Origin of the sequence: Thermomonospora echinospora (genome assembly GCF_900108175.1) — a bacterium.
GTDB lineage: Bacteria > Actinomycetota > Actinomycetes > Streptosporangiales > Streptosporangiaceae > Thermomonospora > Thermomonospora echinospora.
Genome location: NZ_FNVO01000014.1, coordinates 97,684 through 112,975, shown reverse-complemented (window position 1 = coordinate 112,975; position 15,292 = coordinate 97,684). Strand labels below are relative to the sequence as shown.

The window sequence follows — 15,292 nt, the reverse complement described above, 5'->3', positions numbered from 1 at the left end:
AGCGGGGCCGAATCCGGCGCTCCGGAGGATCGTGCTCTGAGCGCCGGATCCGGTTTCTCGGTGTCAGCAGCGGCCTTCACCCCGTCTCAGGGCCGGGTTTGTATCACCGTGGGCTACCGGCTTGCCAAGACTGCGCCGCCGGTCCCTTGGCCATGTCGGTGAAGTAGCTGTCGTGGTGGACGAAGAAGGCGATCCGTTCCTCGTCGCTCATGCCGGCGAGGTGGCTGATTCCTTCGAAGTAGCCTTCCCGGGCCGCGCCGGGGATGAAGAGCATCAGGAAGTCGACCGGCTCGCCGGACTGGTTCCCGAAGGAGTGCAGGCCGCCCGGCGGCACGTGGAAGCAGTCTCCCGCTGACGCGTCGAACCATCGTCGGCCGTCGCAGACCCGCAGGGTGCCGGCCACAACGTAGAACGATTCGGTCATCTCGCTGTATGCCAAGGGACTGACCACCGGACAGATCCGCGCGCACCCGGCGGAGATCTACCAGGTGGAGGTGTCCAAGGACCTGATTTCCAGGGTCACCGACCAGGTCGTCGAGGAGATGGAGGCCTGGCGAGCCCGTCCGCTGGACGGCGTCTACCCGGTGCTGTTGATCGATGCCATCTACGTCAAGATCCGCGAAGGTCAGGTCGCCAACCGGCCGATCTACGTGGCGCTGGGCATCAACTGCGCCGGTGAGCGGGACGTGCTGGGCATGTGGGTCGGCACCGGCGGCGAAGGCGCCAAGCACTGGATGAGCGTGCTGGCCGAACTGCGCAACCGCGGCGTCGCCGACGTGTGCATCGCCTGTTGTGACGGCCTCAAGGGCCTGCCGGAGGCGACCCGTGGAGATCTGGCCGCAGGCCACCGTCCAGCAGTGCGTGGTCCACCTGATCCGCTCCTTGCTGCGGTATGCCTCCAAGGCGCACTGGAGCCGGCTCACCAAGGACCTGCGCCGGATCTACACCGCCCCGACCGAGACGGCGGCCGAGCAGCGCTTCGCCGAGTTCGAGGCCGAATGGGGCGACCGCTACCCCGCGGTGATCCGGCTCTGGCGGGAGGCATGGCCGACGTTCACCCCGTTCCTGGCGTTCCCGGCCGAGATCCGGCGGGTCATCTACACCACCAACGCGATCGAGAGCCTGGGCGCCCGGTTCCGCCAGGCGGCCCGCCGCCGGGGCCACTTTCCTACCGAGCAGGCCGCTCTCAAGGTCCTCTACCTGGTCATCCGGCAACCCTTGAAGAACCGGCCCAACGTGACCGGCCGAACCCCCGGCTGGAAGACGGCCCTGAACACGCTGGCGCTCTACTACGGTGACCGCATCACCCTGAACTGAAGGCGATCACCGCCTCACCCACAGATTTTCAGACACTCCCGAATAGCGCCGGACGACCTGGTCGCCTCCCCGCGGGTCGGTCTGCTGTTCAGGGCTGATGCAGGTCTTGGGCGAGGTGGGTCTCGGTGAGGTCCTGGGCGAGGGTCCAGAGCCGGGCGGTGGCGTCGGCGTCCCGGGCGCGGCGGGGTAGCCGGGCGGGGCCGGTGGGCCCGACCAGGTTGAACCGGCCGCTGGGCCCGTAGTAGCCGCCGTTGGCGGCGCCGGGGTCGGTGGCGGCGTACAGGAGGGGTTCGGCGCCGGTGTCGGGGCTCTGGCTGGGCAGGAAGGTCAGGCTGTTGAGGAACGAGCGCTTGGGCCGGTCACGGCCGAGGCTCGGTCCGGCGCTCTGCAGGTTGGTGCGGGTGTAGCCGGGGTGGGCGGCGGTGCTGCGCAGGTTCCAGCGGTGCTGGTGGGCGAGGGCGGCGAGCTGGCGGGTCATCATGAGGTCGGCGAGTTTGGACTGGGCATAGGCGCGGTGGGCCGAGTACCGGCGTTCGGACTGCAGGTCGTCCCAGTGAATTCGGCCGTAGCTCGCGGTTCCGCTGGTCATGGTCGCCACCCGGGGCGCCTGCGCGGCGAGCAGCAGTGGGAGCAACTGGACGGTCAGCGCGAACGGGCCGAGGAAGTTGCTGCCGAACTGGAGCTCGAAGCCGTCGGCGGTCGTCATCCGGGTCGGCGGGGCCATCACTCCGGCGTTATTGACCAGGACGTCGACCGGGGTGCCGTCGGCGAGGAGGCTATCGGTGAACGTCCGCACCGAGGCGAGGTCGGCGAGGTCGACGCGGCGGACCTCCAGTCGTGCTTTGGGGTGCTGGGCGAGGATGTCGGTGCGGGCCTGCTCGCCCTTGGCGGGCGTCCGCACCGCCAAGACGACGTGGGCGCCGGCCGCGGCGAGGCGTGCGGCCGCTTCTTTGCCGGTGCCGCTGTTGGCGCCGGTGACGATGGCGAGGCGCCCGGTCTGGTCGGGGACCTGGTACATGTTCGCTGCTCCTTCGGAGGGCGGGGTTCGGTCGGATGCCGTGGGTGAGATGGTGTTCACCGCAGGCGGGTACTGACCAGGCGAGGCGGCCGCGGTACCGCACTTCACATCGTTAGCGACCGGCGGTCGCTTGCACGCTCCCCAAGTTAGGCGACCACCGGTCTCTTGTCAAAGGACCGTCGGTCGCTAAACTGGGGACATGACAGGTTTCCAGCGGGCCCGCAGCCCCGAGCAACAGGAGGAACGGCGAAGAACGATCCTGGACACCACCGCCGGGATGCTCGCCCAGATGCCGGCCGCCAAGATCGGCTTGAACGAGCTCAGCCGGCAGGCGGGCATGGCCAAGTCCAACGTCCTGCGCTACTTCGAATCCCGCGAGGCCATCCTGCTGGAACTGCTGGACCGGGCCTGGAGCGAGTGGAACTCCGCCCTGCCCGCCCTCCTGGACGCCGCCATCGACCCCGCCGCCCCCGTCGCACGGCGCGCAGAGGTGTACGCGCAGGTGTACGCGGTCTCCCTGGCCGACCGGAAAGTCCTGTGCGACCTGTTCAGCGCCCAAGCCGGCGTCCTGGAACACAACGTCTCACCCGATGTCGCCGCCCGCTACAAGAGGGCCGCCGCCGTCAACCTCACCGCGCTGACCGCCCTCACCCGCCACCACCTGCCCGAACTCGGCGACACCACACAGCAGGCGTGCGCCCAGATCCTCATGGCCACCGGCGCCATCTGGACCCACTCACGCCCCTCACCCGCCATGCTCGAGGCCTACGCGAAAGACCCCGCCCTCGCCGCCCTCAGCATGGACTTCGCCCCCGCCCTCCAAGAGACCGTCGCCACCCTCATCGCCGGCACGCTCAGCCGCGCCGAGCCTCGCGATCAGCCGATCGGTCCTTAGCGTTAATACCGGCCAGTAAGATCCCCGGCCCCTGCACACCACCACGGCAGGCGGCCCCGACTCATCAACGCCGGCGTCTCCATCGAAGCGATCCGCCTCCACCTCGGCCACGCCTCCACCGAGGCCACCCAGCTCTACACCTCCTGAACGACGCCGTCGAGATCCACGCCGCCCGACGCCGCCCCCGACACCTGGAAACGCCTGGCCGGCCACATGCTCCGCTCCTATGTGCAGGTTGGCAACCGGGACCACGAACCGCAGCCCGTCCGCCGAGGCGATCTGCCCGCCGCCCCAGCAGTTCACGATGTCGATCCCGGCCTGCGCCGCGATCAGTTGGGCGTTGGCCGCTGAGATCGTCTCGGCGCACAGGTAGCCCTGGTCGACCTGCTGCAGGCGGGCGCGGGTCAGCGCGGGCACGTTCGGCTTCTCGACCGGGATCAGACCGACGTTGCACACCTCGGCCACCAGCAGCCCGCACAGGCTCACCGCGAAGTCCTCCATGGCTGTGTCCGCACCGGAGATGTGAGTGAAGTCGGCCGCCAGCCTGGTGCGGTCGAACACCTCCAGCAGCAGTTCGGGGAAGTTCACCCGCGGCAGCATCCCGTCGATCAGCGCGCGGAACTCGCCCATCAGCGGCGGCTCGGCCAGCGGCCCCAGCTTTTCGACCTGCAGCCGGCCGCCGACGAACTGCACCGAGGTGTTACCCCCGAGCCCGTCCAGTACCCGGGTATAGGCGCCCTCCAACGCCGAGGCGAGCTCGGCCAGATGCCCGGCCGGTTCCTCCCCCAGCTCCAGCGCCGCCAGCACCCCAGGCCGCGCCGCCTCCCAACCCGCGCCTTCCAGCAGCCGGGCACGCGGGTCGCTCCACCGGTCCGCGCCAGCGGCGAACACGTCCCGGCGGCGCAGCGCTGTGTGCAGGTGCATCACCGCGCACAACGTGAACGCGGCCTTGCCCGCCCGTTCGGCCCGCGCCAGCAGGTCCAGCAGGTCCAGGGTGTCGTCGATCGACGCGGTCTGAAGATGCCGGACCGTGGCCAGCAGCGTCGCCGTTTGCCGCCGCTCCTCCAGGTCCCGCAGCATCGGGGCCTTGGACGCTATCCCGTACTGGGCCAGCGACGCCAGCGTCACCGCCGGCACCGGCTCGGTCTCCACCCGCCCAGCGCCCAGCCCGCCGATCTCGGCGACCCGGTCCAGCTCCCGCACCAGCACCCGGCCCGAGGCCTTCACCGGCGACGTCCGCAGCCGCTCCAGCTCCGGCACCCGCCGATCCTCCGGCACCCGCAGCAGGCCCCGCAGCGCCACAGCGGTCTCGGTCGGCGTCCGCTCGGCCAACGCCCGTACAGCCGAGCGTTCTCGGCCCGACGCACCTCGCTGACCAGCCTGGTCAGCGTCGTGACCCCGGCAGGCAGCAAGATCCCGGCCTCCAGCATGTACACCACGGCCCGGTCGAACAGCGCGCGCGGCCCCTCGACCGAAGCCCACACCCGCGCCGCGATGAACGCCCGCACGTCCTGCTCCCGGTCGGAGAACTCCGCCAGCCCTAGCAGGTCACGGATCTCCAGGAATGCTCATGAGCGGTCTTGGGCCGGGCCAGGTAGTCCGGCGCGCACGCCGAATCCACCCCCACCTGCTCGGCGGCGAACTCGACCACCTCCGCCGGCACCTTCAGCGGAGTGTCCGCCAGAAACGTCCCCAACATCCGGACCGTGCCCCACTGCACCGCCCACCCCAGCTTGGTCGCCGGGCGCCGCTTGCCCTCCACCACCGCCCGCGCCTTGGCGTCAAGGCGGAAAAACTGCTCCAGCTCGCCGACCGTCACCTCACCACGGAACCGCCGATACCGCGCGACCTACTCATCCGATAAAAAATCAACTGGCATGCCCAGGAACGTAGAGGTCCACCGACCACGCCAGCCCCGCCGTCATCGAACCGTCGTCAACCCATCCGGGCTACCGCCAAAATCCGGTCCGATCCTCCTCGCGGGCCTTCTTGCCTGCGTTCTTGGTCGAGCGGTGGTGCCGCAGGCGCCACAGCAGGAAGGCGATGATGGCGACGGTGGCGGTCAGCCCGGCGGCGGCCCGGCCCACCAGATGCTCGATCCGCCCGTAGGCGGCGCCGACGAAGTAGCCGAGCAGGGTGAACCCCACCCCCCAGATCAGGCCGCCGAGGGCGTTGAAGACCAGGAAGGTGCGGTAACGCATGCCCGAGATACCGGCCAGGGCCGGCACCATCGCGCGCAGGAAGGCCACGAACCGGCCCAGGAACACCGCCATGGCTCCCCGGCGGCGGTAGAAGTTGCGGGCGGCCTCGACGCGGTCCAGATGGGACCGCAACGGGCGGACGGTGAGGAGCACGGGCCCGAACCGGCGGCCGATCTCGTAGCCGACGGAGTCTCCGGTGACGGCGGCCAGCACCACGACCGCCGCCAGCCACCAGACGGAGACCTCCCCGTGACCGGCCAGCGCCCCGCCGACGACCACGGCGGTCTCACCGGGCACCACGAACCCGAAGAACAGGGCGTCCTCACAGAACACTAGGGCGGCGACCACCCCGTAGACGACCGGGCCGGACAGTCCGCCGAGCCAGCCGGTGATCGAAGACGGCATCCCGGTCGCGCCTCCCCCCGGCTCGGCCGACACGGCGGCGATGCCCGGCGGGGCCTGACAGCGCGCCGCTCCCTCCCCCTACCCGCCGACCGGCATCTGGACCGCACGTTGCCACCCCTGCTGCGGGCGGCCGCCCCGATGACCACCGGCCACGGGGTCCGCCGAGCCCGGTGGACGCCCACACCGGACGGCCGTCACCGAGGCGTCACCGGTGTGCGCGCAGATCCCCGGGCTGGCCGCCCGCCCCGTGCTGCCGGCCCTGCCGCCCGTCCCGCGCCCCGGCGGGCACGTCCTGGCAGCCGGCCCGCCGCAGCAGCCTGCTGAACCACACGACCTTGCCGTGCCCGGACTGCCGGGTGCCGTGGTCACCGGCCAGCGCGGTCACCAGCAGCAGCCCCCGGCCGGTCTCCGACCAGTCCACCGCCGCCGGGTCGGCCCGGCGGGGCCGTGGCACCAGCGGGCTGTCGTCACCGACCTCGGCCAGCAGCTCACGCCCCTCCAGCCGCAGCCGCAGCCGCACCGGCCCGGTACCGTGCACGATCGCGTTGGTGACCAGCTCGTCCACCATCAGCACCACGTCGTCGACGTCGGCGGGATCCTCCACCCGCCACAGGATCAGCGTCCGGCGGGTGAGGGCCCTGGCGCGGGCCGCCGCGGTGGTGTCGCCGGCCAGTTCCCACGCCAGCACGTGCCCGCCCGGCGCGCCCACCGCCCCGTGGTGCCCCGCGGCCTGCCCCATAGCCTGCTCGGTGGCCTGCCCGCCGGCCCATTCGCCGTGCGGGGCCCGCCCGTCGGCCCCGAGCCGCTTGATTCCCAATCCGTACTCCTCACCCTCGCTTGGCGCCGCAGGTCGACGGCTCCACACCGGCTTGTTCCCGGTGCGGGCCCGGCGATGGGGGCCGGCGACCAGAACTGGCGAAGAGGAAAGATCGACGTTCCGTGAACGGAAGGTCGATCCCGCCTGCCTGCTTCCGGCGCCCGGCCATGGTGTTGTCGGTCGCCAACAGGGACGCGGCACGCCCGGCCGCGGTGCGCCCGAGAAGGGCCGGGCACACCCCGCGTCTACGGCAGCCTCACCTCCAGGCCATACCCCGGGCGATGGCCGGGGGCCGCCCCCGGCCGCCGGGACGGTCCGCCGTCCGAGCGCCGACGGCGAGATGATCACCTCCCGCCGAGGAGAGGTGCCGGGCCGGGCGCGGAATAGGCACTGCCGGGATGCCGTTAAGGTAAGTGATGCCGGTGTGGCATGTGTCCCCCGGGCCGCAACTACCGCCTTCGTGGAATACCGCCGGTCCGCAAGGAACGGGCAGGAGCCACGTTGTGCCTTTCGCCGTGAGGCGACCACCACACCGGCTCAGGCGAAAGCCCCGGCGAGAGAGATCTCGCCGGGGCTTCGCCGTCTTCGGGACCCGTCCTTGCCGTCACCCTGCCGTCACCGTGCCGCCGGGACCGTCACCGGACCCGGCGGACCGCACGGCACCTCCTGCGCCTACGTCACCGCCATCGCCACCATCGCGACGACCGCCAGGGCGGTGACCATCGCGGTGGCCAGCCGCATCCGGCGGCGCCACCGCGCCCGGCTCAGTCCCGACAACCGGTCGGCCAGCTTCGGGTCGTCCTGCACCAGGTGCGTCTCGATCTCGGCGAGGATCCGCTGCTCCTCCATCGACAGCGCCATGCAAACCTCCGGGGGTGGGGCGGGTGACTTCTTCCTCCCCCGACATCAAGATCGTTAGCCGTCCCCGACGGTCACCGTCGCACCACGCGCCGGGGCGCTCTCGTGGTGGAGGCGGTCCAGCGCGGTGACGTAGTAGGTGTAGGTCCTGCCCGGCCTGGCGGTCGGGTCCACGATCCCGGTGCCCCGCACGGTCGTCAGCAGCCGCCTGGGATCGACCGGGGCACAGGCCCGGCCCTTGCCCTCCACCCGGTACACCGCGTACGAGGTGGCCCGCTGGGACGGAGACGGGCGCCAGCCGACCTGCACGCCCTTGCCGGTGGCGGTGGCCTTGACAGCCCCGGCCGGGGCCGGCGCCTTGCCGCCGCCGGCCGGAGGCGGGATCGCCGCGGCCTTGTAGTGGTCCTTGCGCAGCCGGGCGGTGGCGCCGCCCCTGTTACCGACCAGGTCCGTGGCGCTGAAGTACACATCCCCGCGCACCTCCGGATGCCTGGCGTTGAGCGTCAGGTGCTTCGACAGCTCGGACGCGCCGAACCCGGCCTCGCCCACCCGGTAGGACGCCTGGCCGATCGTCAGCTCCACACCGGTGCCCCGGACCTGCCGGGCCCACCACTCCACCAGCGTCCGGTAGTCGGCGGCGGAATTGCCGATGTTCCAGTACAGCTGCGGGGTGATGTAGTCGACCCAGCCTTCCTTCACCCACTTGCGGGTGTCGGCGTACACATCGTCGTAGCTCTGCAGCGCCTTGGTCGCCGAGCCGCCGGGATCGCTGGTGCGGTTGCGCCACACCCCGAACGGGCTGATCCCGAACCGCACGTGCGGCTTGGCCTCATGGACCTTCTTGTGCAGCCCCCTGACCAGCGCGTCCACATTGGCGCGGCGCCAGGCGGCCTTGCTCTTGCCACGGCCGTACTTGGCATGGGTGGCCTTATCGGGAAAGTCCCCGCCCGATGGATAGGGGTAGAAGTAGTCGTCGAAGTGAACGGCGTCGATGTCGTACTTGTTCACCACGTCCAGCACGACCTTGGTGGCCAACTCCTGCACCTGCGGGAGCCCCGGGTCGTACCACAGCTTGCCGTCGTACTCGCGCACCCACGAGGGATTCCGGCGGGCCGGATTATCCGGGTGCAGCTTGCCCCGGTCGGCGCGGAGACTGACCCGGTACGGGTTGAACCAGGCGTGGAACTCCAGATTGCGGGCGTGCGCCTCCTTGACGAAGAAGTCCAGCACATCGAACCCGGGATCCCTGCCCTGCTTGCCGGCGATCCACTGCGACCACGGCTCGTAGGGGGAGTCGTAGAAGGCATCGGCGGCCGGGCGCACCTGTACGAAGACCGCGTTCAGGCCCACCTGCCGGGCCCCGTCCAACAGCCTGCGGTAGTCGGCCTTCTTGCGCTCCACCGAGTCCGCGGGGCTGCCCGGCCAGTCCAGGTCCGACACCGTTGCGATCCACATCCCGCGCAACTGCCGCCCCCGCGAGTCGCCGGGAGCCTTGACGGTCGTGCATTCGGCGCCGCCGACGGCGACCGGTGCCTGCGCATGCGCGCCGCGGCCGCCGTCCGTACCCCCCGCGTCCGACGTGCACCCCGTCAGCAGGCCCGACGCCACCATGGCCGATATGACCTTTATGCGCCCTTTGTTCCCCGTTAGCCATGCCATAGCCCCCGATTCTTACCGACGGACCGCCGATCCACCGACACAACGCCCCGCGACCCCGCCCACCATGAAGCCCGACAGAGAGAAAAATCACCACATCACAACAACAGCCCCCACCCTTCAAACCCACCAAAAGCGCAGGTAGAAGCGCTTCCGCCGTAAACCCCACCCACGCCCGCACCCTCAGCGCACTCCGCACAACATCCGACACGACATCCGACACGGCATCCCACAAGAACCACACTCCGCCACCGACCCGACGGCCGCCGGCAGACCCGACCAACCAAGCCCCGCACCCCACCCACACCGCTCCGCTACCCTGACCCCAATGCACGAGGCCCACACCCCGGTCACCGTCGACCGCGCACCAGGCATCGCCGGAGAACTCGCCCTCCGCCGCAACGGCCCCCACTACGAGATCATCAGCAACGGCGTCTTCCTCATGGACACCCGCGACGGCACCTCCGAACGCCTCCTCGTCAGCACCGCCCTCGACCACCACATCGCACCCGCCCACCTGCTCATCGGCGGCCTCGGCGTCGGCTTCTCCCTCGCCGAGGCCACCACCCACCCCGCCGCCGGCACCATCACCGTCATCGAACGCGAACCCGCCGTCATCGCCTGGCACGACACCCACCTACGCCCCCACTCCGCCGGCGCCCTCGACGACCCCCGCGTCCACCTCCACCGCGCCGACCTACTCACCTGGCTGCGCACCACCACCCACACCTACGACGCCATCTGCCTCGACATCGACAACGGCCCCGACTGGACCGTCACCGAAGGCAACGCCGAACTCTACGAACCCGCCGGACTCGCCCTCCTCACCACCCGCCTAACCCCCCACGGCACCCTCGCCGTCTGGAGCGCCGCCGCCTCCCCTGCCTTCGAACAACGCCTGCGCACCCGCTTCACCCACGTCACCACCCACCCCGTCCCCGTCCCCCACGGCGAACCCGACCTCATCTACCTGGCCCGCCGCCCCCACCCCTGAACCGCGTGGCCCACCCCACACCGACCACCTTTTGAACGGGTTCAACTCTGCCGTAGAGTGGACCGCGTGAAGCTCGCGGTCGAAGCCCCAGGCCCCCTCAACGTCCGCACCGAACCCATCGCCGACCCCGGCGACCTGCCCGCCAGGCTCCCCCACCCCACCGCCCTGGCCTGGGTCCACCACGGCGAAGGAATCGTCGGCTGGGGCGAAACCGCCCGCATCACCATCCCCGGCGGCCAAGACCGCTTCACCCACGCCGACCAATGCCTGCGCCACCTGTTCGCCGACGCCACCATCGACGACCCCGTCGACCAACCCGGCACCGGCCCCGTCGCCTTCGGCAGCTTCACCTTCGACCCCGAATCCAGCGACTCCGTCCTCATCATCCCCCGCCACATCCTCGGCCGCCGCAACGGACAAGCCTGGCTCACCACCATCGGCACCCACCCCCACACCGGCGACCCCCTCACCCTCGCCCACCCCCCCACCCCACCCACCCACCTACGCTGGAGCGACGGCACCCTCACCGCACCCGCCTGGCAACAAGCCGTCGCCACCGCCGTCGACCGCATCCGCCACGGCCACCTCGGCAAAACCGTCCTCGCCCGCGACCTCACCGTCCAGGCCGCCGAACCCATCGACACCCGCGTCCTACTCGCCCGCCTGGCCACCCGCTACCCCGCCTGCTTCACCTTCGCCGTCGACGGACTCATCGGAGCCACCCCCGAACTCCTCATCCGCCGCACCGGCGACCACATCGACTCCCTCGTCCTCGCCGGCACCACCCCCCGCGGCGCCACCCCCACCGACGACCACACCCGCGCCCAGCACCTCTACCACTCCACCAAAGACCGCCAAGAACACGCCTACGCCGCCGACATGGTCCGCGACGCCCTCACCCCCCTGTGCACCGACCTGCACGTCCCCCACCAACCCGAAATCCTCACCCTCCCCAACGTCATCCACCTCGCCTCCCCCGTCCACGGCACCCTCGACCGGCAACGCTCCGTCCTCGACGTCCTCGCCGCCCTCCACCCCACCCCAGCCGTCTGCGGCACCCCCACCACACCCGCCCTCAACCTCATCCGCGAACTCGAAGTCATGGACCGCGGACGCTACGCAGGCCCCGTCGGCTGGATCGACGCCCACGGCGACGGCGAATGGGGCATCGCCCTACGCTGCGCCGAACTCGACAAAACCGACCCCACCCGCGCCCGCCTCTTCGCCGGCTGCGGCATCGTCGCCGACTCCGACCCCGCCACCGAACTCGCCGAAGCCCAGGCCAAATTCCGCCCCATGCAAGAAGCCCTCCAAGGCTGACCCCACACCCCCCACACTGGACACGTGCGCGCCAGCCGGCTCCTTTCCCTGCTCCTCCTGCTGCAGACCCGCGGACGCATGACCGCACGGCAACTCGCCGACGAACTCGAGGTCTCCCTCCGCACCATCTACCGCGACGTCGAATCCCTGTCGGCCGCCGGCGTCCCCGTCTACGCCGACCGCGGCCCCGACGGCGGCTACCAGCTCCTCGACGGCTACCGCACCCGCCTGACCGGCCTCACCACCGACGAAGCCGACACCCTCTTCCTGACCGGCATCCCCGGCCCCGCCACCGAACTCGGCCTCGGCGCCGACCTCGCCACCGCCGAACTCAAACTCCTGGCCGCCCTCCCACCCCCACTGCGCACCCGAGCCGAACGCGTCCGCGAACGCTTCCACCTCGACCCCCAAGGCTGGTTCCACCACCGCGAGGACACCCCCCACCTCGCCGCCACCGCCCAAGCAGTCTGGGAACGCCACCGCATCACCATCCGCTACCAACGCTGGCAACACCCCCGCGAAGTCACCCGCACCCTCGAACCCCTCGGCCTCGTCCTCAAAGCAGGCCGCTGGTACCTCATCGCCCAGGCCGACGACCGCATCCGCACCTACCGCGTCGCCCGCATCCTCGACCTGCACACCCTCCCCGAACGCTTCGACCGCCCCCACGACTTCGACCTCGCCGCCTACTGGCGCCAATGGGCCGAACGCTTCGAAGCCGACTCCTACCCCGGCACCGCCACCATCCGGCTGTCCCCCGAAGGCCAACGCCGCGCCCAGTTCCTCCTACCCCCCGTCATGGCCCGCGCCGCCCACGACAACGCCGGCCCACCCGACCCCGACGGCTGGATCCAGGCCACCATCCCCACCGAATCCGTCCGCCACGCCCACTCCGAACTCCTCAAACTCGGCACCGACGCCGAAGTCCTCGCCCCACCCGAACTCCGCGACCTCATGACCGCCACCGCCTGCGGACTCGCCCGCCTCTACCAGGCACCCCCCACCTCCGACCGGCGATGATCAGCCCATGACACTCCACGTCGCGCTCATCGGCTACGGCACCGGAGGCGCGGTCTTCCACGCGCCCCTCATCGACTCCGTCCCCGGCCTCACCCTGTCGGCCATCGTCACCAGCAACCCGCAACGGCAGAAAGACGCCCTCACCCGCCACCCCACCGCCCAAATCCTCGACACCCCCGAACGCCTCTGGGACACCGCCGCCTCCTACGACCTGGCCGTCATCACCGCACCCAACCGCCACCACGTCCCCCTCGCCCAGGCCGCCCTGCACGCCGGCCTGCCCGTCGTCATCGACAAACCCGTCGCCGTCACCGCCGCCCAGGCCCGCGACCTGGCCGCACTCGCCGACGAACGCGGCCTGGCCGCCATCCCCTTCCACAACCGCCGCTGGGACGGCGACTTCCGCACCGTCCGCAAGCTCATCGGCCAAGGCGTGCTCGGCGACGTCCAACGGCTGGAATCCCGCTTCGAACGCTGGCGCCCCGCCATCAAATCCGGCTGGAAGGAAAGCGCCGACCTCGCCGACGCCGGAAGCATCCTGTACGACCTGGGATCCCACCTCATCGACCAGGCCCTGAGCCTGTTCGGCCCGCCCACCCGCGTCTACGCCGAACTCGACCTCCGCCGGCCCGGCGCACTCACCCACGACGACGCCTTCCTCGCCCTCGAACACCCCGGCGGCACCCGCAGCCACCTGTGGATGAGCGCCACCGCCGCCCACCTCGGCCCCCGCTTCCGCGTCCTCGGCAGCCGCGCGTCCTACGTCACCCACGGCATGGACGGCCAGGAGGCCGCGCTCCGCGCCGGCCGCACTCCCCGTGATGAGGACTGGGGACGAACGCCACCGAAGTCCTACGGACTGCTCGGCACCCCGGGCGACGGCCGCCCCGTCCCCACCGAACCCGGCGCCTACCAGGATTTCTACATCGCCACAGCTCAGGCCCTGCGCGGCGAGGCTCCCCCACCCGTCACCATGAGCGACGCCGTCCAAGGTCTTGGGGTCATCGAAGCGGCTCTCCGCTCGGCTGAGTGTTCTGTTGTTGATCTTGTTTAGTCTTCAAACCCACCACCTTTACATTGTAGATCATTAACGCTCGGACCGGAGGCGAAGCGGGCGGCGGCGCCATCGGCGGCGGCGCCCGGGCACGACCGGCTCACCGGCGGCGCCCGGCGCGAAGGCCCGCCCGTCCCGCGGCTCCCCCGTCCGGGCGGGAACGGGCGGCAGGTGGCAGATCGTGAGGCCGACGGCCATGGCGAGGTGTCTCATGCCCCAGGAACCTAGGGACGATCTGGCTCAGGCATATAGTCCAGATTCATGCCAAATCACTGGACCAGATCCGAACTGGACCTCCACCTCAGGCTCAGCGCGGGACGGGGAAAACGGGCCGGGCTGGAGCAGGCGCTGCGCGACGCCGTGCGCGACGGCCGGCTCTCCTCGGGCGCCCCGCTCCCCTCCTCCCGGGCACTGGCCCGAGACCTCGGCATCGCCCGCGGCACCGTCACCCAGGCGTACGAACAGCTCGTGGCCGAGGGATATCTGACGTCCAGACCACGGTCAGGCGTCCGCGTCGCCCCACAGCCCACTCCCCCGCAGGCCGAGGACACGGCCCCGCCCGTACCGGCCTCCCTGCCGCCGGTACGGGGAGCGGACCTGCGGCCGGGGCTGCCGGACCTGTCGGCCTTCCCGCGCCGCCCATGGCTGGCCGCGACACGACACGTCCTGCAGACCGCCCCCAACACCGCGTTCGGGTACGGCGACCCCACCGGATGCCTCGAACTCCGCCAGGCGCTGGCCGAATACCTCGGCCGGTCCCGCGGCGTCGTGGCCACGCCGGACCGCGTCATCGTCTGCGCGGGGTACTCCCACGCGATACGGCTGATCAGCCGGACGCTCCGGCGGCGAGGGGCCACGGCGGTCGCCTTCGAGGACCCCTCCGAGCCGTGGTTCCCCCTGCTGGCGGAGGAGTGCGGGCTCACGGTCGGATACGCCCCCGTCGACCGTGACGGACTGGTGGTCGACGCCCTCACCGACGAGGCCGCCGTCACCGTCACCCCGGCCCACCAGTACCCCCTCGGCATGACCCTCGGCCCGGCCCGCCGCACCCGGCTGCTCACCTGGGCCCGGCGGCACGAGTCCTTCGTCGTCGAGGACGACTACGACGGCGAGTTCCGCTACGACCGCCAGCCCGTCGGGGCCCTGCAGCAGCTGGCCCCCGACCGCGTCATCTACGCGGGCACCGCCAGCAAGACCATGGCGCCCGGCCTGAGGATCGCCTGGATCGTCCTGCCCGCCGACCTCGTGGCGCCGCTGCGGGACACCATCCGGGCCGAGGAGGGCCATGTCAGCGTGATCGACCAGCTCGTCCTGGCCCACCTCATCCGTACCGGCGAACTCGACCGGCACCTGCGCCGCTGCCGCTCCCGCTACCGCCGGCGGCGGGACCGCCTGCAGGAGGCCGTCGCCGGGCACCTCCCCCACGCGCGCCTGACCGGCATCGCCGCCGGTCTGCACGCCGTCCTCGAACTGCCCGGCGACCCCGCCCAGGAACCCCGCCTGCTGGGCCATCTGGCCGCCAACGAAGTCGCCGTGGATGGGCTGTCGTCGTTCCACCACCGCAGGGACGACCACCCGCTCGGCATCGTCATCGGCTACGGCAGCCCGCCCGACCACGCCTACGGCAACGCCCTGGACACGCTCATCGACGCCCTCCGGCATCATCGTGCACCCGGTCGAACGTGAGCGGCCAAAAACCCACCACCTTTACAGCGTAGATCATTATTAGGCTCGTGA

General features: G+C 71.1%; 12 protein-coding genes and 3 pseudogenes. 7 read left to right on the top strand and 8 right to left on the bottom strand.

Annotated elements, in window-relative coordinates; translation table 11 throughout:
- Positions 1-103 precede the first annotated feature (103 nt).
- Positions 104-424: a cupin domain-containing protein gene (locus C4U03_RS27090; RefSeq protein ID WP_103941453.1), complete on the bottom strand. Its 321-nt coding sequence runs from the start codon at positions 422-424 to the stop codon at positions 104-106.
- Here C4U03_RS27090 and C4U03_RS43160 point away from each other — a divergent pair.
- Positions 423-1,317 (top strand): annotated as a pseudogene (locus C4U03_RS43160) (IS256 family transposase); the annotation flags it as partial. The gene C4U03_RS27090 and the pseudogene C4U03_RS43160 overlap by 2 nt on opposite strands.
- Before the next feature lie 88 nt (positions 1,318-1,405).
- Here C4U03_RS43160 and C4U03_RS27075 read toward each other — a convergent pair.
- The gene (locus C4U03_RS27075) at positions 1,406-2,335 is read right to left on the bottom strand and encodes an SDR family oxidoreductase (RefSeq protein WP_103941451.1); all 930 of its coding nucleotides are present in this window, start codon (positions 2,333-2,335) and stop codon (positions 1,406-1,408) included.
- 199 nt (positions 2,336-2,534) lie between these two features.
- On the opposite strand from C4U03_RS27075, the gene C4U03_RS27070 reads away from it, so the two are divergent.
- Positions 2,535-3,230 carry a TetR/AcrR family transcriptional regulator gene (locus tag C4U03_RS27070; RefSeq protein WP_103941450.1) on the top strand — a complete coding sequence of 232 codons (696 nt, stop codon included), beginning with the start codon at positions 2,535-2,537 and terminating at the stop codon, positions 3,228-3,230.
- A gap of 237 nt (positions 3,231-3,467) precedes the next feature.
- Here the strand turns inward: C4U03_RS27070 and C4U03_RS42075 are convergent.
- The 6 genes and pseudogenes from C4U03_RS42075 to C4U03_RS27030 all read right to left on the bottom strand — a co-directional run.
- Positions 3,468-3,830, bottom strand: a pseudogene (locus C4U03_RS42075) (Tn3 family transposase); the annotation flags it as partial.
- Between the two features lie 623 nt (positions 3,831-4,453).
- Positions 4,454-5,049, bottom strand: a pseudogene (locus C4U03_RS43035) (DUF4158 domain-containing protein).
- A gap of 130 nt (positions 5,050-5,179) precedes the next feature.
- Positions 5,180-5,836 carry a DedA family protein gene (locus tag C4U03_RS27045; protein ID WP_103941446.1) on the bottom strand — a complete coding sequence of 219 codons (657 nt, stop codon included), beginning with the start codon at positions 5,834-5,836 and terminating at the stop codon, positions 5,180-5,182.
- A gap of 205 nt (positions 5,837-6,041) precedes the next feature.
- Positions 6,042-6,653: an ATP-binding protein gene (locus tag C4U03_RS27040; protein ID WP_103941444.1), complete on the bottom strand. Its 612-nt coding sequence runs from the start codon at positions 6,651-6,653 to the stop codon at positions 6,042-6,044.
- Between the two features lie 672 nt (positions 6,654-7,325).
- Complete coding sequence (locus C4U03_RS27035) at positions 7,326-7,514, bottom strand: DUF3040 domain-containing protein (protein ID WP_103941442.1); 189 nt, start codon at positions 7,512-7,514, stop codon at positions 7,326-7,328.
- A gap of 54 nt (positions 7,515-7,568) precedes the next feature.
- The gene (locus tag C4U03_RS27030; protein ID WP_235018174.1) at positions 7,569-9,122 is read right to left on the bottom strand and encodes a glycoside hydrolase family 10 protein; all 1,554 of its coding nucleotides are present in this window, start codon (positions 9,120-9,122) and stop codon (positions 7,569-7,571) included.
- A gap of 373 nt (positions 9,123-9,495) precedes the next feature.
- Here C4U03_RS27030 and C4U03_RS27025 point away from each other — a divergent pair, with 373 nt between their 5' ends.
- From C4U03_RS27025 to pdxR, 5 genes are all read left to right on the top strand, one after another.
- Positions 9,496-10,161, top strand: a complete 666-nt coding sequence (locus tag C4U03_RS27025) for a spermine/spermidine synthase domain-containing protein (protein ID WP_146087544.1) — start codon at positions 9,496-9,498, stop codon at positions 10,159-10,161.
- A gap of 66 nt (positions 10,162-10,227) precedes the next feature.
- Positions 10,228-11,481 (top strand): isochorismate synthase, encoded by a 1,254-nt coding sequence (locus tag C4U03_RS27020; RefSeq protein ID WP_103941568.1) that lies wholly within the window; start codon positions 10,228-10,230, stop codon positions 11,479-11,481.
- Positions 11,482-11,505: 24 nt separating this feature from the next.
- Positions 11,506-12,501 carry a helix-turn-helix transcriptional regulator gene (locus C4U03_RS27015; RefSeq protein ID WP_103941436.1) on the top strand — a complete coding sequence of 332 codons (996 nt, stop codon included), beginning with the start codon at positions 11,506-11,508 and terminating at the stop codon, positions 12,499-12,501.
- Between the two features lie 7 nt (positions 12,502-12,508).
- Positions 12,509-13,555: a Gfo/Idh/MocA family oxidoreductase gene (locus C4U03_RS27010; protein ID WP_103941434.1), complete on the top strand. Its 1,047-nt coding sequence runs from the start codon at positions 12,509-12,511 to the stop codon at positions 13,553-13,555.
- A gap of 261 nt (positions 13,556-13,816) precedes the next feature.
- Positions 13,817-15,241, top strand: coding sequence for a MocR-like pyridoxine biosynthesis transcription factor PdxR (pdxR, locus tag C4U03_RS27005; protein WP_103941432.1), 1,425 nt, complete (start codon positions 13,817-13,819; stop codon positions 15,239-15,241).
- The last annotated feature ends 51 nt before the right edge of the window (positions 15,242-15,292 follow it).

Bases quoted from the DNA above. Each gene is read 5' to 3' on its own strand.
- C4U03_RS27090 (WP_103941453.1), bottom strand. From the start codon at position 424: ATGACCGAATCGTTCTACGTTGTGGCCGGCACCCTGCGGGTCTGCGAC.
- C4U03_RS27075 (WP_103941451.1), bottom strand. From the start codon at position 2,335: ATGTACCAGGTCCCCGACCAGACCGGGCGCCTCGCCATCGTCACCGGC.
- C4U03_RS27070 (WP_103941450.1), top strand. From the start codon at position 2,535: ATGACAGGTTTCCAGCGGGCCCGCAGCCCCGAGCAACAGGAGGAACGG.
- C4U03_RS27045 (WP_103941446.1), bottom strand. From the start codon at position 5,836: ATGCCGTCTTCGATCACCGGCTGGCTCGGCGGACTGTCCGGCCCGGTC.
- C4U03_RS27035 (WP_103941442.1), bottom strand. From the start codon at position 7,514: ATGGCGCTGTCGATGGAGGAGCAGCGGATCCTCGCCGAGATCGAGACG.
- C4U03_RS27030 (WP_235018174.1), bottom strand. From the start codon at position 9,122: ATGGTGGCGTCGGGCCTGCTGACGGGGTGCACGTCGGACGCGGGGGGT.
- C4U03_RS27025 (WP_146087544.1), top strand. From the start codon at position 9,496: ATGCACGAGGCCCACACCCCGGTCACCGTCGACCGCGCACCAGGCATC.
- C4U03_RS27010 (WP_103941434.1), top strand. From the start codon at position 12,509: ATGACACTCCACGTCGCGCTCATCGGCTACGGCACCGGAGGCGCGGTC.
- pdxR (WP_103941432.1), top strand. From the start codon at position 13,817: ATGCCAAATCACTGGACCAGATCCGAACTGGACCTCCACCTCAGGCTC.